The 23,168-nt window shown below is 41.0% G+C and carries 18 protein-coding genes and 1 pseudogene; 8 read left to right on the top strand and 11 right to left on the bottom strand.

Annotated elements, in window-relative coordinates; all coding sequences use genetic code 11:
• Window positions 1-322: 322 nt before the first annotated feature.
• Window positions 323-477 (bottom strand): annotated as a pseudogene (locus RMZ43_RS07980) (LysR family transcriptional regulator); the annotation flags it as partial.
• Between the two features lie 105 nt (window positions 478-582).
• Here RMZ43_RS07980 and ilvD point away from each other — a divergent pair.
• Window positions 583-2,274, top strand: a complete 1,692-nt coding sequence (gene ilvD, locus RMZ43_RS07975) for a dihydroxy-acid dehydratase (protein ID WP_322653831.1) — start codon at window positions 583-585, stop codon at window positions 2,272-2,274.
• A 167-nt stretch (window positions 2,275-2,441) separates the two neighbouring features.
• On the opposite strand, the gene RMZ43_RS07970 is transcribed toward ilvD, so the two are convergent.
• On the bottom strand, window positions 2,442-3,134 hold the full coding sequence (locus tag RMZ43_RS07970) for an urease accessory protein UreF (RefSeq protein ID WP_322653832.1): 693 nt from the start codon (window positions 3,132-3,134) through the stop codon (window positions 2,442-2,444).
• Window positions 3,109-3,552 (bottom strand): urease accessory protein UreE, encoded by a 444-nt coding sequence (gene ureE, locus RMZ43_RS07965; RefSeq protein WP_322653833.1) that lies wholly within the window; start codon window positions 3,550-3,552, stop codon window positions 3,109-3,111. The genes RMZ43_RS07970 and ureE overlap by 26 nt, the downstream gene beginning before the upstream one ends.
• Before the next feature lie 124 nt (window positions 3,553-3,676).
• Here ureE and RMZ43_RS07960 point away from each other — a divergent pair, with 124 nt between their 5' ends.
• Together RMZ43_RS07960 and RMZ43_RS07955 are read left to right on the top strand one after the other, a co-directional pair.
• Window positions 3,677-4,249 carry a Uma2 family endonuclease gene (locus RMZ43_RS07960; RefSeq protein ID WP_322653834.1) on the top strand — a complete coding sequence of 191 codons (573 nt, stop codon included), beginning with the start codon at window positions 3,677-3,679 and terminating at the stop codon, window positions 4,247-4,249.
• A 335-nt stretch (window positions 4,250-4,584) separates the two neighbouring features.
• Window positions 4,585-6,180 (top strand): alkaline phosphatase family protein, encoded by a 1,596-nt coding sequence (locus RMZ43_RS07955; RefSeq protein WP_322653835.1) that lies wholly within the window; start codon window positions 4,585-4,587, stop codon window positions 6,178-6,180.
• 320 nt (window positions 6,181-6,500) lie between these two features.
• Here RMZ43_RS07955 and RMZ43_RS07950 read toward each other — a convergent pair whose 3' ends face one another.
• The 4 genes from RMZ43_RS07950 to RMZ43_RS07935 form a co-directional block, all read right to left on the bottom strand.
• The gene (locus RMZ43_RS07950) at window positions 6,501-6,800 is read right to left on the bottom strand and encodes a hypothetical protein (protein ID WP_322653836.1); all 300 of its coding nucleotides are present in this window, start codon (window positions 6,798-6,800) and stop codon (window positions 6,501-6,503) included.
• A gap of 141 nt (window positions 6,801-6,941) precedes the next feature.
• The gene (locus tag RMZ43_RS07945; RefSeq protein WP_322653837.1) at window positions 6,942-8,699 is read right to left on the bottom strand and encodes an ATP-binding protein; all 1,758 of its coding nucleotides are present in this window, start codon (window positions 8,697-8,699) and stop codon (window positions 6,942-6,944) included.
• An 81-nt stretch (window positions 8,700-8,780) separates the two neighbouring features.
• Entirely contained in the window at window positions 8,781-11,402 is a 2,622-nt protein-coding gene (locus RMZ43_RS07940; RefSeq protein WP_322653838.1) for a PAS domain S-box protein, read from the bottom strand.
• A gap of 53 nt (window positions 11,403-11,455) precedes the next feature.
• A complete protein-coding gene (locus tag RMZ43_RS07935) occupies window positions 11,456-11,587 on the bottom strand; it encodes a hypothetical protein (protein WP_322648826.1) in 132 nt (43 codons plus the stop codon).
• A gap of 199 nt (window positions 11,588-11,786) precedes the next feature.
• Here RMZ43_RS07935 and RMZ43_RS07930 point away from each other — a divergent pair, with 199 nt between their 5' ends.
• A complete protein-coding gene (locus RMZ43_RS07930) occupies window positions 11,787-12,374 on the top strand; it encodes a Uma2 family endonuclease (RefSeq protein ID WP_322648827.1) in 588 nt (195 codons plus the stop codon).
• A gap of 310 nt (window positions 12,375-12,684) precedes the next feature.
• On the opposite strand, the gene RMZ43_RS07925 is transcribed toward RMZ43_RS07930, so the two are convergent.
• On the bottom strand, window positions 12,685-13,197 hold the full coding sequence (locus RMZ43_RS07925; RefSeq protein WP_322648828.1) for a GNAT family N-acetyltransferase: 513 nt from the start codon (window positions 13,195-13,197) through the stop codon (window positions 12,685-12,687).
• Window positions 13,198-13,372: 175 nt separating this feature from the next.
• Between RMZ43_RS07925 and ada the strand changes: the two genes are divergently transcribed.
• The 3 genes from ada to RMZ43_RS07910 all read left to right on the top strand — a co-directional run bounded on the left by ada (window position 13,373) and on the right by RMZ43_RS07910 (window position 16,230).
• Window positions 13,373-14,458, top strand: coding sequence for a bifunctional DNA-binding transcriptional regulator/O6-methylguanine-DNA methyltransferase Ada (gene ada, locus RMZ43_RS07920; RefSeq protein WP_322653839.1), 1,086 nt, complete (start codon window positions 13,373-13,375; stop codon window positions 14,456-14,458).
• A complete protein-coding gene (locus RMZ43_RS07915) occupies window positions 14,442-15,080 on the top strand; it encodes a DNA-3-methyladenine glycosylase family protein (protein WP_322653840.1) in 639 nt (212 codons plus the stop codon). Before ada ends, RMZ43_RS07915 begins: the two co-directional genes overlap by 17 nt.
• Window positions 15,081-15,231: 151 nt before the next feature.
• Complete coding sequence (locus RMZ43_RS07910) at window positions 15,232-16,230, top strand: DMT family transporter (protein WP_322653841.1); 999 nt, start codon at window positions 15,232-15,234, stop codon at window positions 16,228-16,230.
• A gap of 95 nt (window positions 16,231-16,325) precedes the next feature.
• Here RMZ43_RS07910 and dapF read toward each other — a convergent pair whose 3' ends face one another.
• On the bottom strand, window positions 16,326-17,165 hold the full coding sequence (gene dapF, locus RMZ43_RS07905) for a diaminopimelate epimerase (protein WP_322653842.1): 840 nt from the start codon (window positions 17,163-17,165) through the stop codon (window positions 16,326-16,328).
• Between the two features lie 69 nt (window positions 17,166-17,234).
• On the opposite strand from dapF, the gene RMZ43_RS07900 reads away from it, so the two are divergent.
• Complete coding sequence (locus tag RMZ43_RS07900; protein WP_322648834.1) at window positions 17,235-17,450, top strand: Hfq-related RNA-binding protein; 216 nt, start codon at window positions 17,235-17,237, stop codon at window positions 17,448-17,450.
• Between the two features lie 208 nt (window positions 17,451-17,658).
• On the opposite strand, the gene RMZ43_RS07895 is transcribed toward RMZ43_RS07900, so the two are convergent.
• Complete coding sequence (locus RMZ43_RS07895) at window positions 17,659-19,443, bottom strand: diguanylate cyclase domain-containing protein (RefSeq protein WP_322653843.1); 1,785 nt, start codon at window positions 19,441-19,443, stop codon at window positions 17,659-17,661.
• A gap of 766 nt (window positions 19,444-20,209) precedes the next feature.
• Window positions 20,210-22,549, bottom strand: a complete 2,340-nt coding sequence (locus RMZ43_RS07890; protein WP_322648836.1) for a cation:proton antiporter — start codon at window positions 22,547-22,549, stop codon at window positions 20,210-20,212.
• Between the last annotated feature and the right edge of the window lie 619 nt (window positions 22,550-23,168).

Raw genomic sequence — 23,168 nt, 5'->3', positions numbered from 1 at the left:
CTTACTTACTCCTGGAAATAGTAGCGCCAACTTTGGGATGGACATTGTAATGAGATATGTGTAAAAATCTGCAAGATGATCTGAAAACCTCTGTGCTGTCTGGATTTTTATCCCACTACATCGTGCTGCTAAAAAGCCAAATGTAATCAGGAGTAAAACCAAAATTTAGTTCTCATTGGTTTATATTGTACCCTTGCCCCATCAACAACAATAGGAACTTTTCTGAGTATTCTAGTTCCTCAAAATGCAACCATTCAAGCTGGGTCATAAAAAGTTACTTATTTGCTAAAACAGCAAGTAGGCGTTAGTCAAAAGTAGTGGTTTTTGCTATGCGTTGAAAAAGTTTTATCCCAAGGGATGCTTCTAGCTGCTGAATTTGCTCCTCTTAGGGCGGTTTAGCGATGTTAAGTCGCTCTGCGGCTCTACATGCAGTTCCTCAGCTACAGCAACGAAGTAGCGCAGGTGTCGCAGTGTCATAGTTTTGATATTTTATAAGTCTTAAATATTCATGAATATATATTGGACATGTCAAAAATTACTACATATCATACTCATACATGCAAATTAGAGGATGATATAACTATGTCGGAGAATTTAAGAAGCCAAATTGTGACGCAAGGGGTGCAGCGATCGCCAAATCGAGCAATGCTGCGGGCAGTTGGTTTTAAAGATGAAGATTTCAATAAAGCCATTGTAGGTATTGCCAATGGCTACAGTACAATCACTCCCTGTAACATGGGGATAAATCAACTGGCGCTCAGAGCAGAAGTTGGTATAAAATCTGCCGGAGCAATGCCGCAAGTATTCGGCACAATTACCATTAGTGATGGGATTTCGATGGGAACAGAAGGGATGAAATATTCCCTAGTATCACGGGAAGTCATTGCCGATTCCATTGAAACCGCCTGTACCGGACAAAGTATGGATGGTGTATTAGCCATTGGCGGTTGTGATAAAAATATGCCAGGGGCAATGCTAGCCATCGCCCGGATGAATATCCCTGCAATATTCGTTTACGGCGGCACAATTAAACCTGGTCATTACAACGGGCGCGATTTAACCGTTGTCAGTTCTTTTGAAGCCGTTGGTCAATACAGTGCTGGAAAAATTGACGAAAAGGAATTATTAGAAGTTGAAAGTCTGGCTTGTCCTGGTGCTGGTTCCTGTGGGGGGATGTTCACGGCTAACACCATGTCTTCAGCATTTGAAGCACTGGGCATGAGTTTGCCCTATTCTTCGACAATGGCAGCCGAAGATGCCGAAAAAGCCGACAGTACCGAAAAATCGGCTTATGTGTTAGTTGAAGCTATCCGCAAACAAATCTTGCCCCGCCAAATTATCACGCGCAAATCTATAGAGAATGCCATCTCTGTGATTATGGCGGTGGGTGGTTCGACCAATGCAGTATTGCATTTCTTAGCGATCGCCCGCGCTGCTGATGTAGAGTTAACCCTGGATGACTTTGAAACCATCCGCGCCCGTGTTCCGGTTTTGTGTGATTTAAAACCAAGCGGTAAATATGTAGCTACAGATTTGCACAAAGCTGGTGGCATTCCCCAAGTCATGAAAATGCTACTTGTACATGACTTATTACATGGTGATAGCCTCACCATCACTGGTCAAACGATCGCAGAGATATTAGCAGATATCCCAGAAGAACCATCGGCCAATCAAGATGTGATTCGGACTTGGAATAACCCGATGTATCCTCAAGGACACTTAGCTATTCTTAGAGGTAATCTGGCAACGGAGGGAGCTGTCGCCAAAATTACCGGGGTGAAAAAGCCAGTGATTACTGGCCCCGCGCGGGTATTTGAATCGGAAGAAGCTTCTTTAAATGCAATTTTGGCGGGTAAGATTCAAGCTGGTGATATTCTCGTCATCCGTTATGAAGGGCCAAAGGGTGGGCCTGGGATGCGCGAAATGTTGGCTCCCACCTCAGCAATTATCGGTGCTGGTTTGGGTGATGCTGTGGGATTAATTACTGATGGACGCTTTTCTGGCGGTACTTACGGGATGGTGGTTGGTCATGTTGCACCAGAAGCAGCAGTGGGTGGTGCGATCGCGCTTGTAGAAGAAGGTGATAGTATTACTATTGATGCACCTGCTCGTTTGTTGCAGTTGAATGTATCCGAAGAAGAATTAGCTCGTCGTCGTGCCAACTGGCAGCCCCCCGCTCCGCGTTACACTAAAGGCGTGTTGGCGAAATATGCCAAATTGGTATCTTCTAGCAGTATTGGTGCTGTGACAGATTTGGATTTGTTCAATAACTAGTTATTAAGCCAATAGCCATTTAAGTTAGTAAATCGCTTTCATTATTTGATATCATGTCCGCCTAATTAGTTATAATTCCCGCATCTATGCAAAAACTAGGAAAACTTCTTTCCCCCAAACGGGGAGGGGTTGGGGGTGGGGTGTTACTTTTGCAACAAGACTAATGACTAACTCCTAAACAACCTTGTATACTGCGTTTCATGCTGCATACTCGCCAGTGATAAACCCCAACTACAACAGGCGAGTTCATCATCCTCCAACGCGAGAATTTCCAATGCCGTAACGCTAAATAATGGTTGTAAATCTAGTAATAACTGCTGTCCTGCTGTTTGTCCAAGGGGGATAAGTTTCACACCCGCAGTAATCAAATTACTTGCCCAACTATGCAGATATGCGAGTAATGCGGCTTGGATACTGATTTGCCAATAGGCAACGGCAATGCCAAAAGCGATCGCATAATTGCAAGGATTACCTACAGCATTGGCAGTAGGTATAATCTGCGGTTCTAGTTTACCAAGTAATTGGATGAGCGATCGCCCCATCTGCCAACTAGAGGCGCGTAATTCTTCTGTTTCTCTAGCTGCGGATAACCACAGATTCCAACGACATAGCGATTCTAGATCACTCATTTTTGCAGATTGGTGCGATCGTACCATTACCCCTGCCTCTAACCGAATTGCCCCGTAGAGCAACTCTGCTTTTAACCAATCTTTGAGATGTGTGTGGTTAGCGATCATACTATTTTCTACCAGCATTTCCAAACCTTCAGAATAACTATATGCTCCCACAGGTAAAGCAGGACTAGCCAACTGTAAAATACTCAAAAGATGACTATCAGTGAGCATGATGGTGTTGTCCATAAGCTCCCAATTCTGGCTGAAACGGTAAAATTTCCTCTTTAACTTCTAACCCCAATTGTTCTAACATCGTGCGTAAAACCGAATCTGAAGACAAGCGTAAATAAGTTGGGGTAATTTCTACAGGTACATGGCGATTTCCCAAATGGTATGCCGCCCGTAATAATAAAAGTGGTGTTTGGGCAAAAGCAGTCAATACTAGTTCTGGTTTGGCAGTAATTCTGATTAAACTGCTATGGGTTTCTTCTAGCAGAATATCGCCATCATGTAAAACAGTTCCTCTGGGTAAATGTAAAAACACAATACCATCTTCCGTTTCAAAACGATGACGGCTACGAGTACGTTCTTCTGCTGTCAGCGCCAGAGTAAAAGTAACTGCGGCATCGTAATTAGGTGGTTTAAGTTGGGTAAATGTCAGCATACAGAGTTTTTTTTGCCTGAACTTCCACTTTTTATTATGGTTATAATTTAAACCTCATAGTTACCTTGCCCGAAGAAAAGATAAAATTAAAAAAATAAAGGCAACGAGCCAAACGGGGACAATTATGAACCAAGGCGTTGAGGGAGTACGCTGGACAATTCACGATTTAGAGGTTCTACCCGAAAATGAGTGGACACGCTATGAAATTATTAATGGAGAACTCTTTGTGACTCGCACTCCTCACCGCCGTCATCAACAAGTTTGTGTTAAGATTGCTCGACAACTCGATGTTTGGTCAGATTCGAGTGGTTTAGGAGAAACAATTGTAGCTCCAGGGGTGCTTTTTTCGCAAGCAGATAGCGTCATACCAGATGTAGTTTGGATAAGTCGAGAACGACTGGCACAAATTGAAGATGAAGCGGGACATTTAACAGGCGCACCAGAGTTAGTAGTAGAGGTTTTATCGCCTGGTAAACAAAATGAACTTCGAGACAAAGAAGCAAAACTGAAACTATATTCAGTTCAAGGTGTGCGTGAGTATTGGATTGTTGATCGCTTTCCTAAAAAAATAGAAGTTTATCGGCGAGAAAAAGCACAGTTGGTTTTAGTTGCTACTTTGTTAGGTGATGATGAGATAATATCGCCACTTTTACCCGGATTTTATTGTTCTATTAATTGCTTTTTCCCTGAATCATAACAAACTCGATAAGGTTGATGAAAACCTAATCGCTAAATATACATGCAAATCTTGATTCTTAAATTGATGATATTGAACCTGAAATTTTCTGGTCAAGGTTGATAGCCGCAACATTAAATCATGCCTCCTTGCCAGTTAATTGGTTTCATGTCATAACCTTTTGTCACTATTCGACATAACCTTCTCTTAATCTTTTATTCGTATCTTGAGGTTGAAAATATCAGGGTTTCTATTGAAAATTTAGTAGTCTTTTGTGAAGCTTTATTGACATAAGCCCAAGCGTGACTATCAAAAATAACTTCTAGAACTCTGTTTACACAGTAAATACAAATATCATGATACCAATTCAATACTTACAGCCTCCAGTAATCAGATATGACTATTCCTCGCCCACAGTCAGAATAGCTGATAACCGGAAAAAGGATGATGAACCCTTCTATAAGCGTCCTGGAAAGTTTAAGAGTGTACTTTTACTATCAATTGATGGTTTGCGTCAAGCAGATTTGTCTGATCCTAAACTACAAAAGTATTTGCCGAACATCAATTGTTTGAAACAAACGGGTATCAGTTACACTAACGCTTTTACTAGCACTCCTTCCGATTCCTTTCCTGGTGTATTGAACTACTTAACAGGAGCAAGCCCCAAAACCACTGGGGTTTATTATGACGATACATATAGTCGAGTATTATCAGAAAAACTAGGTTCTCCTGCTGGTATAGAAGTTGAATTTGCGGAAAACGTTGATAAAAACTCGGATCTCCTTAGCGGTGGCGGTGACTTCGGGATAAATAGTATTGATCCAGGCAAATTACCAGTAGACAGTAATGGAAATCGTGTTTATCCTCACAACTATCTAAAGGTAAATACCATTTTTGAAATAGCTAAAGCTTCAGGTTTGCACACTGCATTTATTGATAAACATCCTGCTTATGACATTGCTAATGGCCCTTCTGGTAAGGGAGTTGATGATTTCTACGCTCCAGAAATAAATGCCAAAGTTGCCTTAGAAAATGGTAAGATTGTAGACCAATCAACAGCACAGAATCCTGGTAATCTCACATTTAAAACGACAACTAAAGACATTAACCTTACGGAAGCTTACGATGATCTGAAGGTAAATGCGATACTGAACGAAATTGCTGGAAAAAATTCACAAGGCACAGCTAAACCCGGAATTCCCGCGATTTTTGGCATGAATTTCCAAGCTCTCAGTGTAGCCCAGAAAGATGCTAGCAGTAATGGTGGTATTGCCAGCAATGGCACACCTTCGCCAGGTTTAATTAATGCTCTGGAACATACGGATAGCAGTATCGGCAAGATAGTAAATACATTAAAGAAAGAAGGGAAATTTGAATCGACACTGATAGTTTTGACAGCGAAACATGGTCAAAATCCTCGTTTGGGAACAGCTACCCTTATTCCTGAAAATACTTTTACAGATGCCTTAACGAAAGCTGGTATTACAGTTAATCAGGCTACTCAGGATGATGTTGCTTTACTCTGGCTTAAGAATCAAAGCCAAGCCAGCATTGCAACAAGTGTTTTAAAGAAACTGGCAAATTCAGCAATTGATACAGTTTATTCGGGTGGCGCACTATTAGCAGCAGGTTTTGGCAATCCATTGCAAGAAGATCGTACTCCTGATGTCATTATCAAACTCAAACCAGGATATGTGATTTCAGACAGCAATAAAAGGGCAGAACACGGCGGTTTTTCTGATGATGATACCCATATTTCTCTGATCCTCAGTAGTCGTGGACTAGAAGATCGTGTTAAGGGGACTTTTCAGATCAAGAAAGTTTCTAGCAAACAGATTGCAGTTACAGTATTGGAGGCACTGGGACTTGATCCAAGGAGACTCCAGGGAGCTAAGTCTGAAAATACACTTGCATTACCGGGAACGGAAATTGAAGATGCTAGAAAGTTTTGAGAATCTTTCAATAGAGATTTCTGGTGGTAGCTAAACACGTCATTGGGAAAAGGCGATCGCATTTCTTTATGTGCTTTTATATCATGTCTGCTTGATTGCTTATAAAACCCGAAGAACCCTACTCCGTCAAAGCTGCGCTTTAGCTCCCCTCTCGAAGCAACTGGCGCAGCATTGAGAAAAAACAATTTTATTTTACAAGTCACCTTGAAAGGGTTAGTCCTAATAATATTATTTTGGTATTAATTTGAATAGATTTATGCAACGCCAAAAAAGGAGAGTATTGCTACTCTCCTAACGTAATCTGAGGGAAAACTTTCAGCTTAGTGATTAAAACGGGCTTGACGTTCACGCAATTCATGAGCGCGTCGTTCACGAGCTTGGCGTTCACGTAATTCACGAGCGCGTCGTTCACGAGCTTGACGTTCACGCAATTCACGAGCGCGTTGTTCACGGACTTGACGTTCGTGTTGGGCTTTATTGTTATTAAAAGCTACAGTATTACTACGATTAAAATGATCTTGCTCAGATTTAAATTCAGCAGCATTAGCATTTTGAGAAAGAGCAGCAATTGAAGCAGTTGCTAATAAACTTCCAAGAAGAATAGATTTAAAGCGGTTCATATATCCTTTAATCTCCGTTGCATTGCTTGATTTGTATATTCTTAATTTAATCGGAATAACCAGGCACACGCCTGTATCTAACGTCATGCTTAAATAGTTACTTTAGTCATTAATACTAAGATTTACAGCAGAATTCAGGAGTCATACCAATTCACAATTCGCAGGCAATGTAAACCAGAAAGTTGCCCCTGCATTCAATGCACTATTAATACCAATTTCGCCGCCGTGAGCATGGATGATTTGCTTACATAAATACAAGCCCAATCCCAAACTTACAGAATTGCGGATACTTGTATCCCGAAAGTAAAGCTCAAAAAGCCGATCGCTTTGTTGTTGACTAATGCCCACGCCGTTATCACTAACAGTACAATAAATCATCTCATCCTCACGAGTAGCGTTAATTGTCAGGAGCAAACCAGGGGGATTATGTTTCAGCGCATTCACAATTAAGTTAGAAAAAACTCGCCATAGTTGCGTGGGATCTGCATTCACTAATGGCAAATCTGCGGATACCAGATTTGTCAGCTTGGCTTGATTTTGCTCTAGCAATGGCTCTAAATCTGCGATCGCAGCTTCGACAACTGTCAGTAATTGTACGGCTTGACGCTGCAAAACAACACCTTGCACCTCGCTGATATGAGCTTCCATCAAGGAATTAATTAAATTAAGTTGGCGATCGCTACTTTGAATCATCCGCTCTAAAATTGAGCGTGAAATCGAAATATTCTCTTCTTTCCGGGCAAGCAAATTTTTCAGCACCATTAAAGTACCCAGCACTGGATTGCGTAAGTCGTGGGAAACTGCATGGAAAAATACTCGTAGTTCTTCTTCAGTTTGTTTACGCTGGGTAATATCTTCAATCAAACCTTCGTAGTAAAGTAGCTTTCCTTGTTCGTCATGCACTGCGTAGGCTTTTTCCGAAATCCAGACAATACTTCCGTCTCGGCGATAAATTTGGGACTCAAACTCGGAAACGCTGCCATACTTTTCCATCAGGCGGACAAATTCGGCGCGGCGGTTCGGATCAACATACAATTGTTCAATAACAGTAGAATTTGCTGTCACTTCCTCCGCTAAAGAGTAGCCATAAATGCGTGCTAAAGCCGGATTTGCTGTAATGTAACGTCCATCAGGACTGCTTTGAAAAATCCCTTCAACGGCGTTTTCAAAAATGCTGCGATATTTAGCTTCTGCAACCTTAAGTTTTTGGTAGGCAGATTCCAGTTCTTTATGGGCGTAAAACTCAGAACGTTGCAGGCGATCGTACAGATAAACACCGATATCACATATAGCACAAAACCAAAAAATGTATAAAATGAACGTTACATTATATATTTCTGGATGGTCGGGAATTGGTGTTTTTAGTCCAAATACTGTATTCACACCAAAATAGTAAGTTAGCACACTTACTTGAGTCAGCAGGTGAAGAATCCAGCAGACGGGCATCAACACAGCTTGACTCAAGAATAACAGTGACCAGCCGATGGTATCAGGTAATGCGAAACCTGTGATGGTTGCAAACAACTGTGAGGCTAAACTAATTGACCAAGAAGACCCCAAAAATAATAAATCTGGACGATCGCGACCTAACTTAGTTTTATGTAAAGCAAGGCAGATTAGTATATTCAACAACATTGCAATATTAATTACAAGGCGCTGAGTTCTAAGTACTTCTGGCAGGTGCTGCAACTGTGCAAAAGGAAAAAATAAGCCGTAAATGTCTCGCAAAGTAAAAGATAACAGACACATCAGCGCCAGCCATAACCATAAACGCAATCTCTGCCACAAAAAACGGTTACGCCAATCTCTGTAAAGATTAGTGGTTTCATCTTTTATTGGTGCAGAAAAGCTTTGTCTGCACCACCTTTGCACTGTTGTAAACAGAGTAGCTATTAGCATCCGAGCAACTTTGCCCATACCTTGAGGGTGTTTCTCTAACTCAACATTGCCATAAATAACACCCTCTCATTTTTTGGTGACTTATGGGCGATTTGTTGGAGATATTGCTAAAGGTAGTGTAAACCAGAAAGTTAACCCGCGCTTGCGGTTACTAATAACACCGATTTCGCCGCCATGTGCTTTAATAACTTTTCGACAAAGATAGGTTTTTAAACCAATGCTTGTGGAACAACAATCTTGGGGATCGCGGACATGCAGATCGAAAAGGCGATCGCACTCTAGTTTACTCATGATCACACCGTCATCTTGAATCTGAGTGCGAATCATTTTGCCCTCAACGCTGGCACTCAGAATAAAATTTAAGCCTGGTGGATTATTTTGCAAGCTATATGTTATTAAATGTGCTAAAACTTTCTCTAACCGAGTCGCATCTGCCATCACTAATGGTAAATCGGCAAGAACCAAGTTCTTCAGAGTTGCTTGATTTTGTCTGAGTATGGGTTCCAGCTGCGTGAATGTTGCTCCCAGTAGAGTGTTAAAATCCACAGGTTCGGGTTTAATGTCAATACCTTGTTTTTCACAAGAATTAATTTCTAGCAATGAGTTAATCATCGTCAGTTGGCGATCATTCCCTTGAATCATCCGCTCAATTATCGAGCGAGATACTGGAATTGGGGATTGGGCATGGGAAAGAGGCAGAGGGGCAGAGGGGATCGGGGGCAGAGGGGAAAGACTTGCTGTAATTTTTCCCCTGCTCCCCTGCTCCCCTGCTCCCTTGCTCTCCTGCTCCCCTGCTCCCTTGCTCCCCTGCTCCCCTGCTCCTCCACTCCCCACTCCCTGATTTAACAAATTCTTTAACACCATCAAGTTACCCATCACCGAAGTTCGTAAATCGTGGGCAACTGTGTGCAAAACAACATCTTTTACCCGATGCAATTCTTCAACTTCTTGCATTTTCTGCTGCAATTGTGCTGTTCGTTCTTGTACCTGGTGTTCTAAATTAGTGTTAAGTTCTGCAAGTTTTTGGTAAATCTGGCTTTGGTGAATGGCGATCGCTACTTGTTCTGACATTTGCTGTAACAAATCAATTTCTATTGGTTGCCAATGACGCGGGCCTGAACATTGATTGGCAATTAACGCCCCAAATAATTCATTACCTAGCATAATTGGTACACTCAAAGCCGCCTTCGTTTGGAATTTTTGAAAGTGCGCTTTGACTTTGGGAGATAATGCTACTTGTGTTACATCTTCAATGACACGCACAAGATTATTTTTGAGTAAGTTTCTCAATTCTTGTAGATAAGCTTCATCATTAGTAGACCATCCTGTAACTGATGGATACTTGGGATCTACTGATTCTGCAAGAGTTTTGGCTCCTAATTTGGTATTATTTAAACAAATAAAAACCCGATCTGTTTGCAGAAATTGCCTGACTTCCGTCACTGTGGTTTGAAGAACTTCTTCTAAGTTAAGGGAAGACCGAATTCTAACTAATGTTTCTGCCAACAAGCGATCGCGTTCTGCTGATAGATGTAATTGTGCTTCCACCTGCTTGCGTTCTGTAATGTCGTGATGGACTGCTAAAATCGAAGGCAGACCATCTAAATCAATGATTTCGGCTGAAAGCAGCGTTGTAATTATTTTGCCTGACTTTTGCCGAAATTCAAATTCCAAGTTGCGAACAACTCCTGTAGCTTGCAACTCTTGTAACAAATTCTGGCGATCGCGATCGTGTACCCAAAGATTTAACTCAAAAGAAGTTTTACCAATCGCCTCATCTCGCTCATAACCTGAAAGTTTCACAAAACTGTCGTTAACTTCGATGAAGCGTCCTTCTTGGAGTGTGCTAATAGTAATTGAATCGGGGCTGCAACTAAAAGCTTTAGCAAATTTTTGGGCAAGATTTTGTAAGGCGACTTCTGCTTGTTTGCGTTCTGTAATGTCTCGGACAATTGCTACTACCTCATCTTGACCACTCACTACCAACCGCGCCTCATAATCTTTGACTCCCAAAGGTGTTGGTAGCTGATATTCACAAGTTTGCAAAGTTCCAGAATCTAAAGTTTTAGCGATCGCTTCTAAACTAATTGCAGCAACATCACTAGGCAATAACTCCTGTACATGTTTCCCAACTATTTCTTCTCTCGAAAGAGTGATATTTGCTCCTTCACTTTTCAAATCTAGATACTCGCTATCACGGCTAATGCGAAACATTAAATCGGGAATAGCGTCCAAAATTGCTTGATAACGCGCCTCACTCTCAAGCAATTTTTCTTCGGCTTGTTTTCGGTCTGTAATATCCATGACCAAGCCATTCCAAAGCAAATCACCTGATTCTTGTAATTCAGGTTGCGAACTAGCTTGAATCCATTTAAGTTTTCCACTGGGCGTAATGATGCGACCTTCCCAATGCCAAGATGTATTATTTGTAGTACAATAAGTTATAGATTCTGTAAAAGCTTTTATATCCTGTGGATGAATCAGTTTGTATAGCACCCGAAAGTCTTTATGTATAGTTTCTGGTTCTAATTCATACAAATATTCACAACCAGAACTAATATAAAGGACTAGCACAGAACCATCCTGCTGTTGCAGAACTTGGAAAATCATTCCTGGTAAATTGACAGCAACTTTTGAGAGCAAGTTAATAGCGTCTTGCTGGCAATTTGGTGTATACAGCGATTTTACAACGGTTTCATCCACTCTTTGACCCTTTGATACACAAGCTGTTGATGTACAATTAAAAGCCAGAATAACTAACTTAACGGTTTTGATTCTGTAGGCATAATCGCTAACAGAATCAAAACTGCACCTTCTTTCAGAGTAGTTCCTGATGAGGCGATCGCATTCCCCCAATCGGGTGAACGATTTGCCAGATAGAGAATCATTTCAGGAGTGCTGAGTTATATTATGTCCAGGTAATTTAGTTATGATTCCATAGTCATTACGTGCCAGATGCTCCACTTTGTATTTCTTCTTCTTACAAAGGGAGAGACTAGCGCCTGCTGTAGGATGCCCGAACGCGATGGCATCGTTAACTTGACAGACTACTAGAATAAAGATATTGCTTCCACCCAAACTGATAACATGAATACTACCACCGTCAGTTTACCTCCTACCCTCGAACTAAATATCGACTTGACTGACGAGCAATTTTTTCAGCTTTGCCAAAATAATCGAGACTTAAAGTTTGAGCGGACAGCTTCAGGGGAATTAATTATTATGCCACCTACGGGGAGTAGTACTAGTGACCGTAATGCCGATTTAACTTATCAATTAAGAGCTTGGAGTCGTCAAAATAAACTAGGAAAATCCTTTGACTCTTCTGGTGGTTTCAAACTTCCCAACGGTGCAGAGCGTTCTCCAGATGCTTCCTGGGTGAAAATGGAACGGTGGAATTCTTTAAGCGAAGCAGAAAAAGAAAGATTTGCTCCTTTGTGTCCTGATTTTGTAGTTGAGTTAATGTCTCCAAGTGATTCCTTAGAAAAAACGCGAGCTAAAATGAGGGAATACATGGAGAATGACGCTAGATTAGGTTGGTTAATTAATAGAGGACAGCAACAGGTAGAAATTTATCGTCCCAATCGAGAAGTTGAGATTTTACAAAGTCCTAAAACTTTATTGGGAGAAGATGTTTTGCCAGGATTTATTTTAGATTTGGCGGAAGTTTGGTGAGTAATTTCCTTCCCTGAACCATTCATAATCAATCATAACCCCGATAACTTTGATGAAGTCGGGGATCTGCGCTCACGAGTTTGTACATTAACAAACTGACATAATCAACTTTGATCGCAAGAATCAGATAGAAAGTAGTTTCTCGATACAGCTAATCTATTCTCATTTAGAACATGAATAGATTTACTAACATGGAGAAATTAATAATAGGTTTTTGGAGTGGATAGTTTCTGTATTATGGCGATGCTGGGTCTTTTTTATCAAAAAAGGCAGGAGGGCGTTCGGCGAAGACTCAGTAAAGCCGCAGAGGTTAGGAAGAAAATCCACCATTTGCCTTACTAGCCAGTTTTTCATATTCAGGTCGTAAAACTGACATGATAATCAGGGAATCATAACCATTTCCTGATTTTAGACATTCGCGTAGTTTTCCTTCTACAAAAAAACCAGCATTTTTGTAGATAGCCTGAGCACGATGATTTTGCTCTTTAACATCTAGCCATAACCGATGTGCTTTGTATGTCTCAAACACCAATTTCTTAATCATTTCAACAGTGTCTTTGCCATAACCTTGCCCCTTCTGTGTGATGACAATGCGACGAAACTCAATACTCTGATTTAAATTAAGCAGTCCAGCCAAAATAACGTAGCCAATTTTTGTTTCTGTTTGCACAATCAGATGAGCAATATCAGAATCAGCGATCGCTTGAAGATGCTGTTGATATGACCAAGGAATGATGTACTGTCGATTATCGTCATCATACTCAGCTTGCAGAACATAATCGAGATCAGCTTCCTGTGTTTTGCGTAGACTTAAACTGTGCATGATCTCATTTAAGGACGTATTATCATCAGTTTATTCATTATTGTGAACGGTTACGTTTCTCTTCGGTGAACATTTACCAGCATCAGGTTCATCTTTGCGGATCTAGTTGTCATTGACGGTAGGGTGATGAAAGCAAATTAATTCCTTAATAAAAAATATATTGAAGGAGGCATTAATGCAATTACAACAAACACTAGTCTTGAAAGAAACTTTTTGGCAAGCCGTTCTCAATCGAGATCCTACAATTGACGGCAAGTTTTTCTATGGTGTTCGCTCTACAGGCATTTATTGCCGACCTATTTGCCCTAGTCGCAGACCAAATCGTAATCAAGTTTGTTTCTTTGAGTCGGCACAAGAGGCTGAAATTGCAGGTTTTCGACCTTGTAAGCGCTGTCAGCCACAACTTGAAACAGTTCCAAATACAGCTAAGTCCAAAGTTTTAGCAGCATGTCGATATATTGAAGCACAAGGCGATCGCATCCCAACCCTCTCAGAATTATCCTCTCAGGTGGAAATGAGTCCCAGTTATCTACAAAGAATATTCAAGCAAATAATTGGCGTATCCCCTTTTCAATATGCAGATGCGCTGCGTAGCCAACGATTGAAGCAGCGTCTTCAGTCAGGCGAAGAAATTGCTCATGCAGTTTACGACACGGGATATGGTTCAAGTAGCCAACTGTATGAGAAAGCACCTAAACAACTGGGAATGACACCAAAAATTTACCAACAAGCTGGAAAGACAATCAGCATTGTTTATGCGATCGCTCCATGTCCACTAGGATATTTGCTTGTGGCAATAACAAAGAAGGGTATCTGTGCCGTTAAACTAGGTGATGAAACAGACAAGCTTGAACATATTTTGAACCAAGAATTTCACCAAGCGCACATCATACGTGATGACCACACACATAAGGAATGGATACAAGCAATCCTCGACTTCATTGCAGGAGGTGAAACACATCTTGATTTACCACTTGATGTCCGTGGAACAGCATTTCAGAAACAAGTGTGGGAAGCATTACAAAAAATTCCTTATGGCGAAACCCGTACTTATACAGATATCGCCCGTAATATTGCCAAACCCCAGGCAGTCCGTGCTGTAGGTAATGCTTGTGGCGCTAATCCGATCGCGCTAATTGTACCGTGTCATCGGGTGCTGCGGAGTGATGGCAGTCTTGGTGGTTATCACTGGGGAATTGAGCGCAAACAAAAACTGCTTACACAAGAATCGAAATTTCTCAAAGATGACTCAAACACCTGAACTAGAATCGTTGACTGAAGAAAGTCTTACCCTTGGTTTAATGGTGCTTGCCAAACTTGATAGCGATTTGGCTCGGATTTTAGAAACACTGGGGCCTCCACCGATGTGGAAAAGAGAACCGGGTTTTGCAACGCTGTTGTGTATAATTTTGGAACAGCAAGTTTCCGTAGCGGCTGCAAGGGCTGTATTTACGCGTCTATGTGCGGTTGTTATAACTCTGACGCCAGAAAATTTTCTGCTATTGAATGATGTTGAATTGAGAGCAATTGGATTCAGCCGGCAAAAAATTTTATACTGTCGTGGGTTGGCGAATACTATTGCAACTGGTCAGCTTGACTTAAGCAAGCTAGAAACAATGGACGAAACTACTATTAGAACTGAGTTAAAGCGTCTTAAAGGCATCGGGGACTGGACAGTTGATATTTATTTGTTAATGGCGCTGCAACGTCCTGATGTCTTTCCCAAAGGAGATTTAGCGATCGCGATCGCTCTACAAAAACTCAAAAACTTGGCGACGCGTCCAACACCCGCACAATTAGAAGCAATGACACAGCACTGGCGACCGTGGCGAGCAGTTGCGGCAAGACTTCTATGGCATTATTACCTAAGTAATCCCAAATAATTACTCTTTCTCCCTTCTCTAACGAGACGCTGCGCGTTCACGTAGTGTCTCGTAGAGATGGCGCACTTGGTGAACCAGCGCTGTAGGCGGGTTTCCCGCCGTAGGCGACTGGTGAACCCGAAGGGCGATTCGTATAATAAATATAAACTAAATGGTAGAAAATCAATTAAGCCTAACATCAGAAAACTCTAATAAAACTTCAAAAATCCTGCCGATTATCGCAGTAGTAATTGCATTATTAGCTTTATCTTCAACAGCAATATTTATTAAAGTCGCTGTTAGAGAAATGAGCGCTGTTGCTACATTATTTAATCGTTTATGGATAGCCACTATTATCTTTGGCTTATGGAGTGGGATTAACCAAGTACGGACTCAAATTACAGAAGATAAACCTGTATTACCACAGCAACCTTATCCAATCAAAGAGATAGCGCTTTTAATTGCAGTAGGTCTAGTTCATGTATTAGGTCGATTATTTTGGACTTGGGCGCTAACTCAGACTGGTGCTGCTAATGCTAATGCCTTGGGTAGCCTCAATCCGCTATTTACTACTTTAGGGGGATGGCTATTTTTTAATCAAATTTTTGGGCGTAAATTTATCATAGGTCTGATCTTAGCCATAATCGGTGCGATCGCTGTTGGATTTGAAGATTTATTGCGTTCTAATAATAATATTACAGGAGATGCTGTTGCTATCATCTCATCGATATTTTATGCAGCAAATTTTTTACTTATTGAGCAAATCAGCAATAAGTTTTCACTTATCACCATCCTTCTGTGGCGCTGTGCGATCGCAACTACATTGATGATCCCAGTAGTACTAATCTTTGAAAAACAAGTTTTTCCAGTTACTTTGTCGGGGTGGTTAGTAGTCTTTGCCCTAGCTGCTATTTGCGAAGCCTTGGGTCATGGGCTAATTGTATACAGCCTCAAAAATTTTTCATCAGGATTTATCTCTTTACTCTTACTACTCAATCCCGTGATTGTTGCGATTCTTGCTTGGATACTTTTCTCGGAAAACTTGAGTATTTTTAACTTGCTAGGGTTGGCTCTAATTGTCGGAGGTATATATTTAGCAATTTCTAATAAAGAATCTATACAATCTAAAGTTAATACCCATATCCAATCTCCAGCAGAAAGTGAATCTTAAAAAGTTTGTAGTAAAGACTTTAGTCCTGATTTATTAAGCACTTTAGTGCTTACTACAAACCTTGAAATACTTGAGTAATGCCAATGAGAAGCTGGTTACAGTTTACCAGTGAATACCTTTTGGGCCGGGCCTGTCATGTAAACCCGTTGGTCTACTTCTGACCATTCAATTTGTAACGGGCCACCTGGTAACTCTACAGTGGCGATGCGATCGCATTTCCCGGTTAACACTCCAGCTACCAAGGAAGCACAAGCACCAGTCCCGCAAGCTAATGTAATTCCAGCCCCCCGTTCCCATACCCGCATTTTCAAATAGTCACGGCGTACCACTTGAATAAATTCGGTATTTATGCGTTGGGGAAAAACAGGGTGATGCTCAAATTTCGGGCCGATGGTTTCTAACTCAATTGCTGCTACATCTTCCACAAAAGTAATGCAGTGGGGATTTCCCATATTTACACAAGTGACATCCCAAGTTTGCCCCGCCACCTCTAAGGGCTGAGAAATTACTTTTTCTTGGGCAGGTGCAAGAGTGGTAGGAATTTCGCTAGCGAGTAACCTTGGTAAACCCATGTCTACTTTAACTTGACCATCAGATAACAGTTGGGGAGTCATTACACCACCCAAAGTATGAATGCGATATGAGTCTTGATTTCGGGATTCCCCTTCTAAATCTGCCAAAAAGCCAGCTAAACAGCGAATGCCATTGCCACACATTTCCGGTTCTGAACCATCAGAATTAAAAATCCGCATGGTGTAGTCAGTGCCCTTTTCTCCAGGCAGGGCAAAAATTACACCATCAGCACCGATACCAAAATGGCGATCGCACAACTTGATGGCTTGCTCTGGAGTCACTACAGGTACTGATGACGAGCGATTGTCAATCAAAATAAAGTCGTTGCCTAGACCATGATACTTAGTAAATTCGATTGCCATTTCTTCAAGGATGAATTATCAAGGATTAGTTACTCTTTATTTTGCCTTGTAGGTTCATCTTTACTAAAAATGCTTACCGAATTTGACACCACTTTACCCAGTATTATCCAAGTCCAAAACCTGATTAAACAAACAACGCCAGTAGAGTTAAAGCTGCTGACTGGTGATGTGCTGACAGGAAAGGTTGTATGGCAAGATCCACAGTGTATCTGTATTGCTGATGCAAATAGTCAGCACACCGTTTGGAAACAAGCGATCGCCTACATCAAGCCGAAAGTAAGTTAGTAATGAGGCAGAAACATCATAACCTATCGCTTTATCACTTACTTCAGTCGAATTAAAGATTCAAGCCCACCGCTTAAGCTGTGGGCTTAGAATAAAGATGCCTTGCACCTTGCATGGCGAAGCAATTCTTTACTTATTCTAGGATACAAGCGCACAATTAAAGTTGTGTATTTTTAATTTTATATTTTTAATTGTTTTGTCACTATACTTAGATTTTTGCAGCACAAACCCACCTATTGCGTCCTTGCTCTTTAGCTTTATATAAAGCTTTGTCGGCGGCGTTAATTAAATCTTGAGATGAACTTTTATCTGTTGGTCTTTGAATTGCAACACCTAAACTGACGGTCACAAAATATTGAACGTTATTCTTCTTTTTATGAGGTATCTTTAATTCTTGAATAGATTTTTGAATCAACTTAGTTATCTTAATCGCACCTGATTCGTTCGTATTTGGCAAAACTACAACAAATTCTTCACCACCATAACGAGCTAGTAGATCGGTAGAATGGTTTAATACAGATTGTGCTGCACGAGCAACTTGTATTAAGCATTCATCTCCAGCTAGATGTCCATAAGAATCGTTATAATCTTTGAAATAGTCAATATCAAATATAATTAAAGATAAATAATTTTCACTTAGTCTTAGTCGATTCCACTCCTGAACTAAAAACTGATCGAAACAATGACGGTTGGCGATTTTGGTTAGAGCATCTAGCTTACTAAGTTTTTCTAGCTGAGAATTTGCTATTTCTAAAGCATGATTTGCTTGAGCAAGTTGATTAGCTTGAGAGCGGAATTGCTCTAATAATTCAGAATGTTCTAAAGCTACATTAAACTGAGTGGCTAACTGATGGATAAATTGAATTTCTGACTTTTTCCACTCACGCGAACAATGGCACTGATGAACGCATAGTAATCCCCATAGAGTTTTTCCTTTCATTAAAGGTGCAACAATTTGTGCCTTGATTTGAAATTGCTCTAACAGTTGAATGTGGCAATCCTTTAGCCCAGCTTGATAAATATCTGATACTACCTGTATACGCCCTTGGTGATAAGCAACTGCATATTTTTCACCAAAACAATGATCCTTTACTTTGATGGCGATTGTAGAATCGTAGTCAGGCAATACATTCTCAGAAACAAATTCACCAGAGGTATAGTTCGATTCCAAGTCAAATCGAAAGATACTGACGCGATCGCTCCGTAGAGCCTTACGAATTTCTCGTACAGTAGTCTTAAACAAGGTGTCTAAATTCAGAGATTCACGAATTTCAGCAACTAAATTAAACAGAATATCCTGTTGCTGATTCGCTTTATACAGTTCTGCTGCTTTTTGTTCTACTTGAGCTAAAAATTCTGCTTGTTTAACTGCAAATCCTAGCTGCGTTGCAATCTGAGACAAAAACTGAATTTCTAATTTTTTCCATTCATGTGGCTGTGAGTGCTGATAAGCAGCAAGCACTCCCCACAGTTTTTTTCCAACAAATATTGGTGCAGTTGCATAAGCTCGAATATGGAACTGTTCTAAAATTTCTAAATGGCATTTAGACAAGTCTGCTGTATAGACATCTGAAACAACTAAAGTTTCATTATTACGATACCGTCCACCTTGATTTTCTTGTAGATAAGAGTCATTCCAAACTGTATTTTTTCCTAATGCCTCTAAATCGTCCCATCCAGTCTCTGCAAACTCAAAGTCGCTGACAAATTCTCCACCCCAGTTTTCATAGAAACAATAAACGGCAATTCTCTCAACGCGGAGTAACTTGCAAGTTTCTTTAGTGGTTGTACGAAAAATTGTTTCTAACTCAAGAGAAGCTCGAATTTTGCTAATAACTCGGTAAAGCGCCCTTTCTTGCTCTTCTAGCTGCTGAATTTGAACTTGTTTATCGTGGAGTTGAGTTTCTAAATTACTAACACTAGGCTGTCCTAAAAGCTTACAGAGTAGATTCGCAGATACTTTCGTAATAACACGTAAACCTGTATAAAACATTACGATTATAGTTTCAGTAATATTTAGACATGATAATAGACAGTTACAAAATCTATAAAAACATAATTTTTCGTAGTTTATAGCTATTATCTCGCAAAGAAGTTTCTTGATCGCTTCTCTGTATCTGACTTTTGTCGTTAAATTTTAAAAAGCTTGCTTTTATCACAAATGATTTTGGATAAAGCACAGTATATACAATAATTATTATTATCGCCAAAGTATCTGATAACTGAAAATATGAGATGAAAAAGTATTGTAAAGATAGAATAAATTTGTCAAAGTAAAGCTCAATCTTAGGTAAATTCAATTATCAAACAAGTTAATCAAATTCAGTAAACCGAAAACTTCTGCGATTGATATGATAAAGATAAATGCCCCCATCAGAGATAATACCAATTCTCCAAAAGGAGGCAACAGATATAAATAACGAAAGTCTTACTGCATCTAAGTTTCTTAATTGCGAATTGCGTTAGCGGAGCGGGGCGTTAGCCCATTGCGTAGCTTGCTTCTCGCCTTTGGCGAGTATTGCGAATTGGTATAACATCTTGGATCTGGGTATTATCAAAAGCGATATTATCCTAGAAGAACATGAAAAAACGCCCCAAATAGCTAATACCAATTCTCTAAAATGAGGCAACAGATGGAAATCAGGAAAGTCTTACTAGAGCTAGATTTCTTAATTGCGAATTGCGAATTGGTATAAGTCACTACTATCCCAAAGGGGCGATCGCTATATTGAGCCACTTAGCTTGCAAAGTCTTAAAGTTCAATCACTCACACTATCGGCAGGTAGAAAGTCTTTGAGCGCTTCTGCCTCAGCAGCTTTGATTATTGGGACAGAAAGGGGTACTGAAGTAGCGATGGCAAATAACTGTTGTAGTTGACTTAGACCTGTCAAACCACCACATAACAATACTTGGTCGCCAACTCGCAAGTCCATGCCGCCATCAGGATAGCGAATAAACTTGCCATCGCGCCGAATTGCCTGTACTTGTACTCCAAACTGCTTGGCGATATCTAAATCTGCAAGGGTTTTACCAAGGGTTGGTGTATCTGCATTAACTGTAACCCACTGACAAGCACTATTTTCTCCGGGAACAGCAGCTTGCCCCTTGGCAAATTCTGCCAAGGCTGCCAGTTCTTCATTTGCTCCCACTACTAGCAAGCGATCGCCTGCTTCCAATTTGGTTTGATTATTGGGATAATCGATTTCATCGCCGTTAGCGCGGCGAATTGCCATCAAACTCGCTCCTGTTAAATAGCGCATATCTGCTTCTTCTATGCTCATGCCAATTAAGGGCGAATCAGATGGTAGAGGATACCAGCGCTGATTTAGATCGCGAGTTGCTTGGCGCAAATCACGAGCAACTTCAGTAGCAGAACGCTCTGGGCGAAAATCTAAATAATGATCGTTGCGGATTTGCTGCATTTCCCGTTGGACGACAGCTGGCGACAACAAGCCTAAGCTAGTTAATAAATGAGTTGCCATTTCTAAGCTGGCTTCAAACTCTGGTTGCACAACTTCTTTCGCTCCCAATTGATACAGCACTTCAATATTTTTATCCTGGGTAGCACGGACAACCAAATCTAATTCTGGGCGCAATTCCAAAGCGCGTTTCAAGCAAAGACGGCTACTCATGGGATCTGGAAGTGCGATCGCCATTCCTTTGGCATGATTCACCCCGGCAGTTTCTAGAACATGTAAACTGACGCAATTGCCATAGACATAAGACACCCCAGCCTCACGTAACTGCTGAATTTGATTCTCTGATTGGTCGATTACTACCACAGGTAGGTCGTGTTGCAGCAATAACTTGACTAAATTCTTGCCGACTCGCCCATAACCGCAGACTACCAAATGGTCTTTAAAAGGCAAATCTTCCGACGCATCCCGTACCTGATCTTCTTGTAAATACGGTTTCAACCAAGGCATTGATTCGGCAAAATTAAATAAAAATGGCACTAACCGCAGGACAAAGGGAGTAAGCATGAGAGTGACTGCGGTGGTTCCCAAAATTAATAAGTATATCTGTCGAGATACCAGTCCCAAAGTTTGCCCTTCGCTGGCGAGAACAAAGGAAAATTCCCCAATTTGCGCCAGTCCCAAACCGGCGATTATCGCTGTTTTCACAGGGTAGCCAAATAGCTTTACCAGGGGCGTGATAATCAAAAATTTACCTACGAAAACCAGTGCCACTAGTCCTAAAATCAATTCCAGGTTGTTCCACAAAAACACTGGGTCGATTAACATGCCAATGGCGGCAAAAAATAAACTGGCAAAAATATCTCGCAGTGGTTCGACATAAGTCAAGGTTTGATCGGCGTATTCCACCTCAGAAATCATCAAACCGGCGACAAATGCCCCCATCTCAATCGATAGCCCTAAATGCTCTGTCAACAGAGCAATGCCCAAGCATAAAGCTACAACTCCTAATAAAAATAGTTCTCGGCTTTCAGTACGGGCTAACAGTTGCAACAAAGGCGGTATCAGCCAAATCCCCGCAGCTATTGCACCAGCAGCGAATAAAGCAATCCACAGCAGTGCTGTCAGCACGGCGATGCCAATGGTTTCTGCGGGTTGGTTAAGGGCTGGTAAAACTGCTAGCATCAGTCCTAGTGCCAAGTCCTGTACTACCAAAATCCCTAGCATCACTTGCCCGTGAGGGGTTTCTGTTTCGTTGCGCTCCATCAAGCACTTGAGGACAACAGCTGTGGAAGACAAGGATAGAATACACCCTAAAAACATGCCCTTAGCAGGTAAGGTTCCCCAGGCTCCGGTTAACCCGCATACCGCAACTGTGACCAAAATTGTCAAAGCAATCTGAAGTCCACCTCCGCCAAGAGCGATCGCTTTTACTTTCTTAAGTTCCGCAAAAGAAAATTCCACACCCAAGGCGAATAGCAAAAAGGCGACACCAAACTGTGCCAGAGTCTCTACTTGAATAAGTTCTTTAATCAATCCCAGTCCGGCTGGGCCAATGATCATCCCACCAATGAGATACCCTAGCAACACGGGTTGTCGCAAAAGTGCCGCCAACAGTCCACCGCAGGCAGCAACGCCTAAAACTAAAACTAAATCAACAATTAACCTAAAATCTTCTTGCACCAGTTTTAAAAGAACTATTTAAGACCTATTAATTCAGCATACAAAGTTTTATGATCTCAGACAGCTTGTTTAGAGTCTATTCATAAAGGAAATCTTAAGAATACTGAATTCAAATTCCTGAAACCCTTACTAGATAGATATTTTACTTAAATTTACAAATTAGCTGTTAGTGAAGGTGCGACAAAATTTTCATATTAGCCATTAAAAAGAGGCAGAGGGCGGGGTGCTGCTCTTGCTGAGGGAAAACTCTTCTCCTTGCCCCCTGCTCCCTGCCTTATAAAGGTAGGTATTTTGTATTTGGCCATATTTTAACTATTTCAGCCGATGCTTAAATCCCGAAACGACCAAACTACGTTAAACACTTGAGAATTTTCTCAACTATTTTCGAGATTCTAAAAAACCTACCTTTGAAAGGAGTAGGGAGTAGGGAATAAGGAATTAGGCTTTTCAATCTGTACGGAGCTTTTCAGAAATCAAATATTAGTCCTATAGATCCGCCAACCTCCTTAAAAAGGCAGGGCTGTTTCATTCGATCTCTTAAAAATTTTGTCAAGAGTATGAGCCAGAAATTTTAAGAATGCCATTAATATCTTGAGATAAGGAAGTTTCCTGAAATACC

The organism is Nostoc sp. CmiVER01, assembly GCF_034531135.2.
GTDB lineage: Bacteria > Cyanobacteriota > Cyanobacteriia > Cyanobacteriales > Nostocaceae > Nostoc.
The sequence above is the reverse complement of the archived record's forward strand: the minus strand, read 5'-3'. Positions and strand labels throughout refer to the sequence as shown.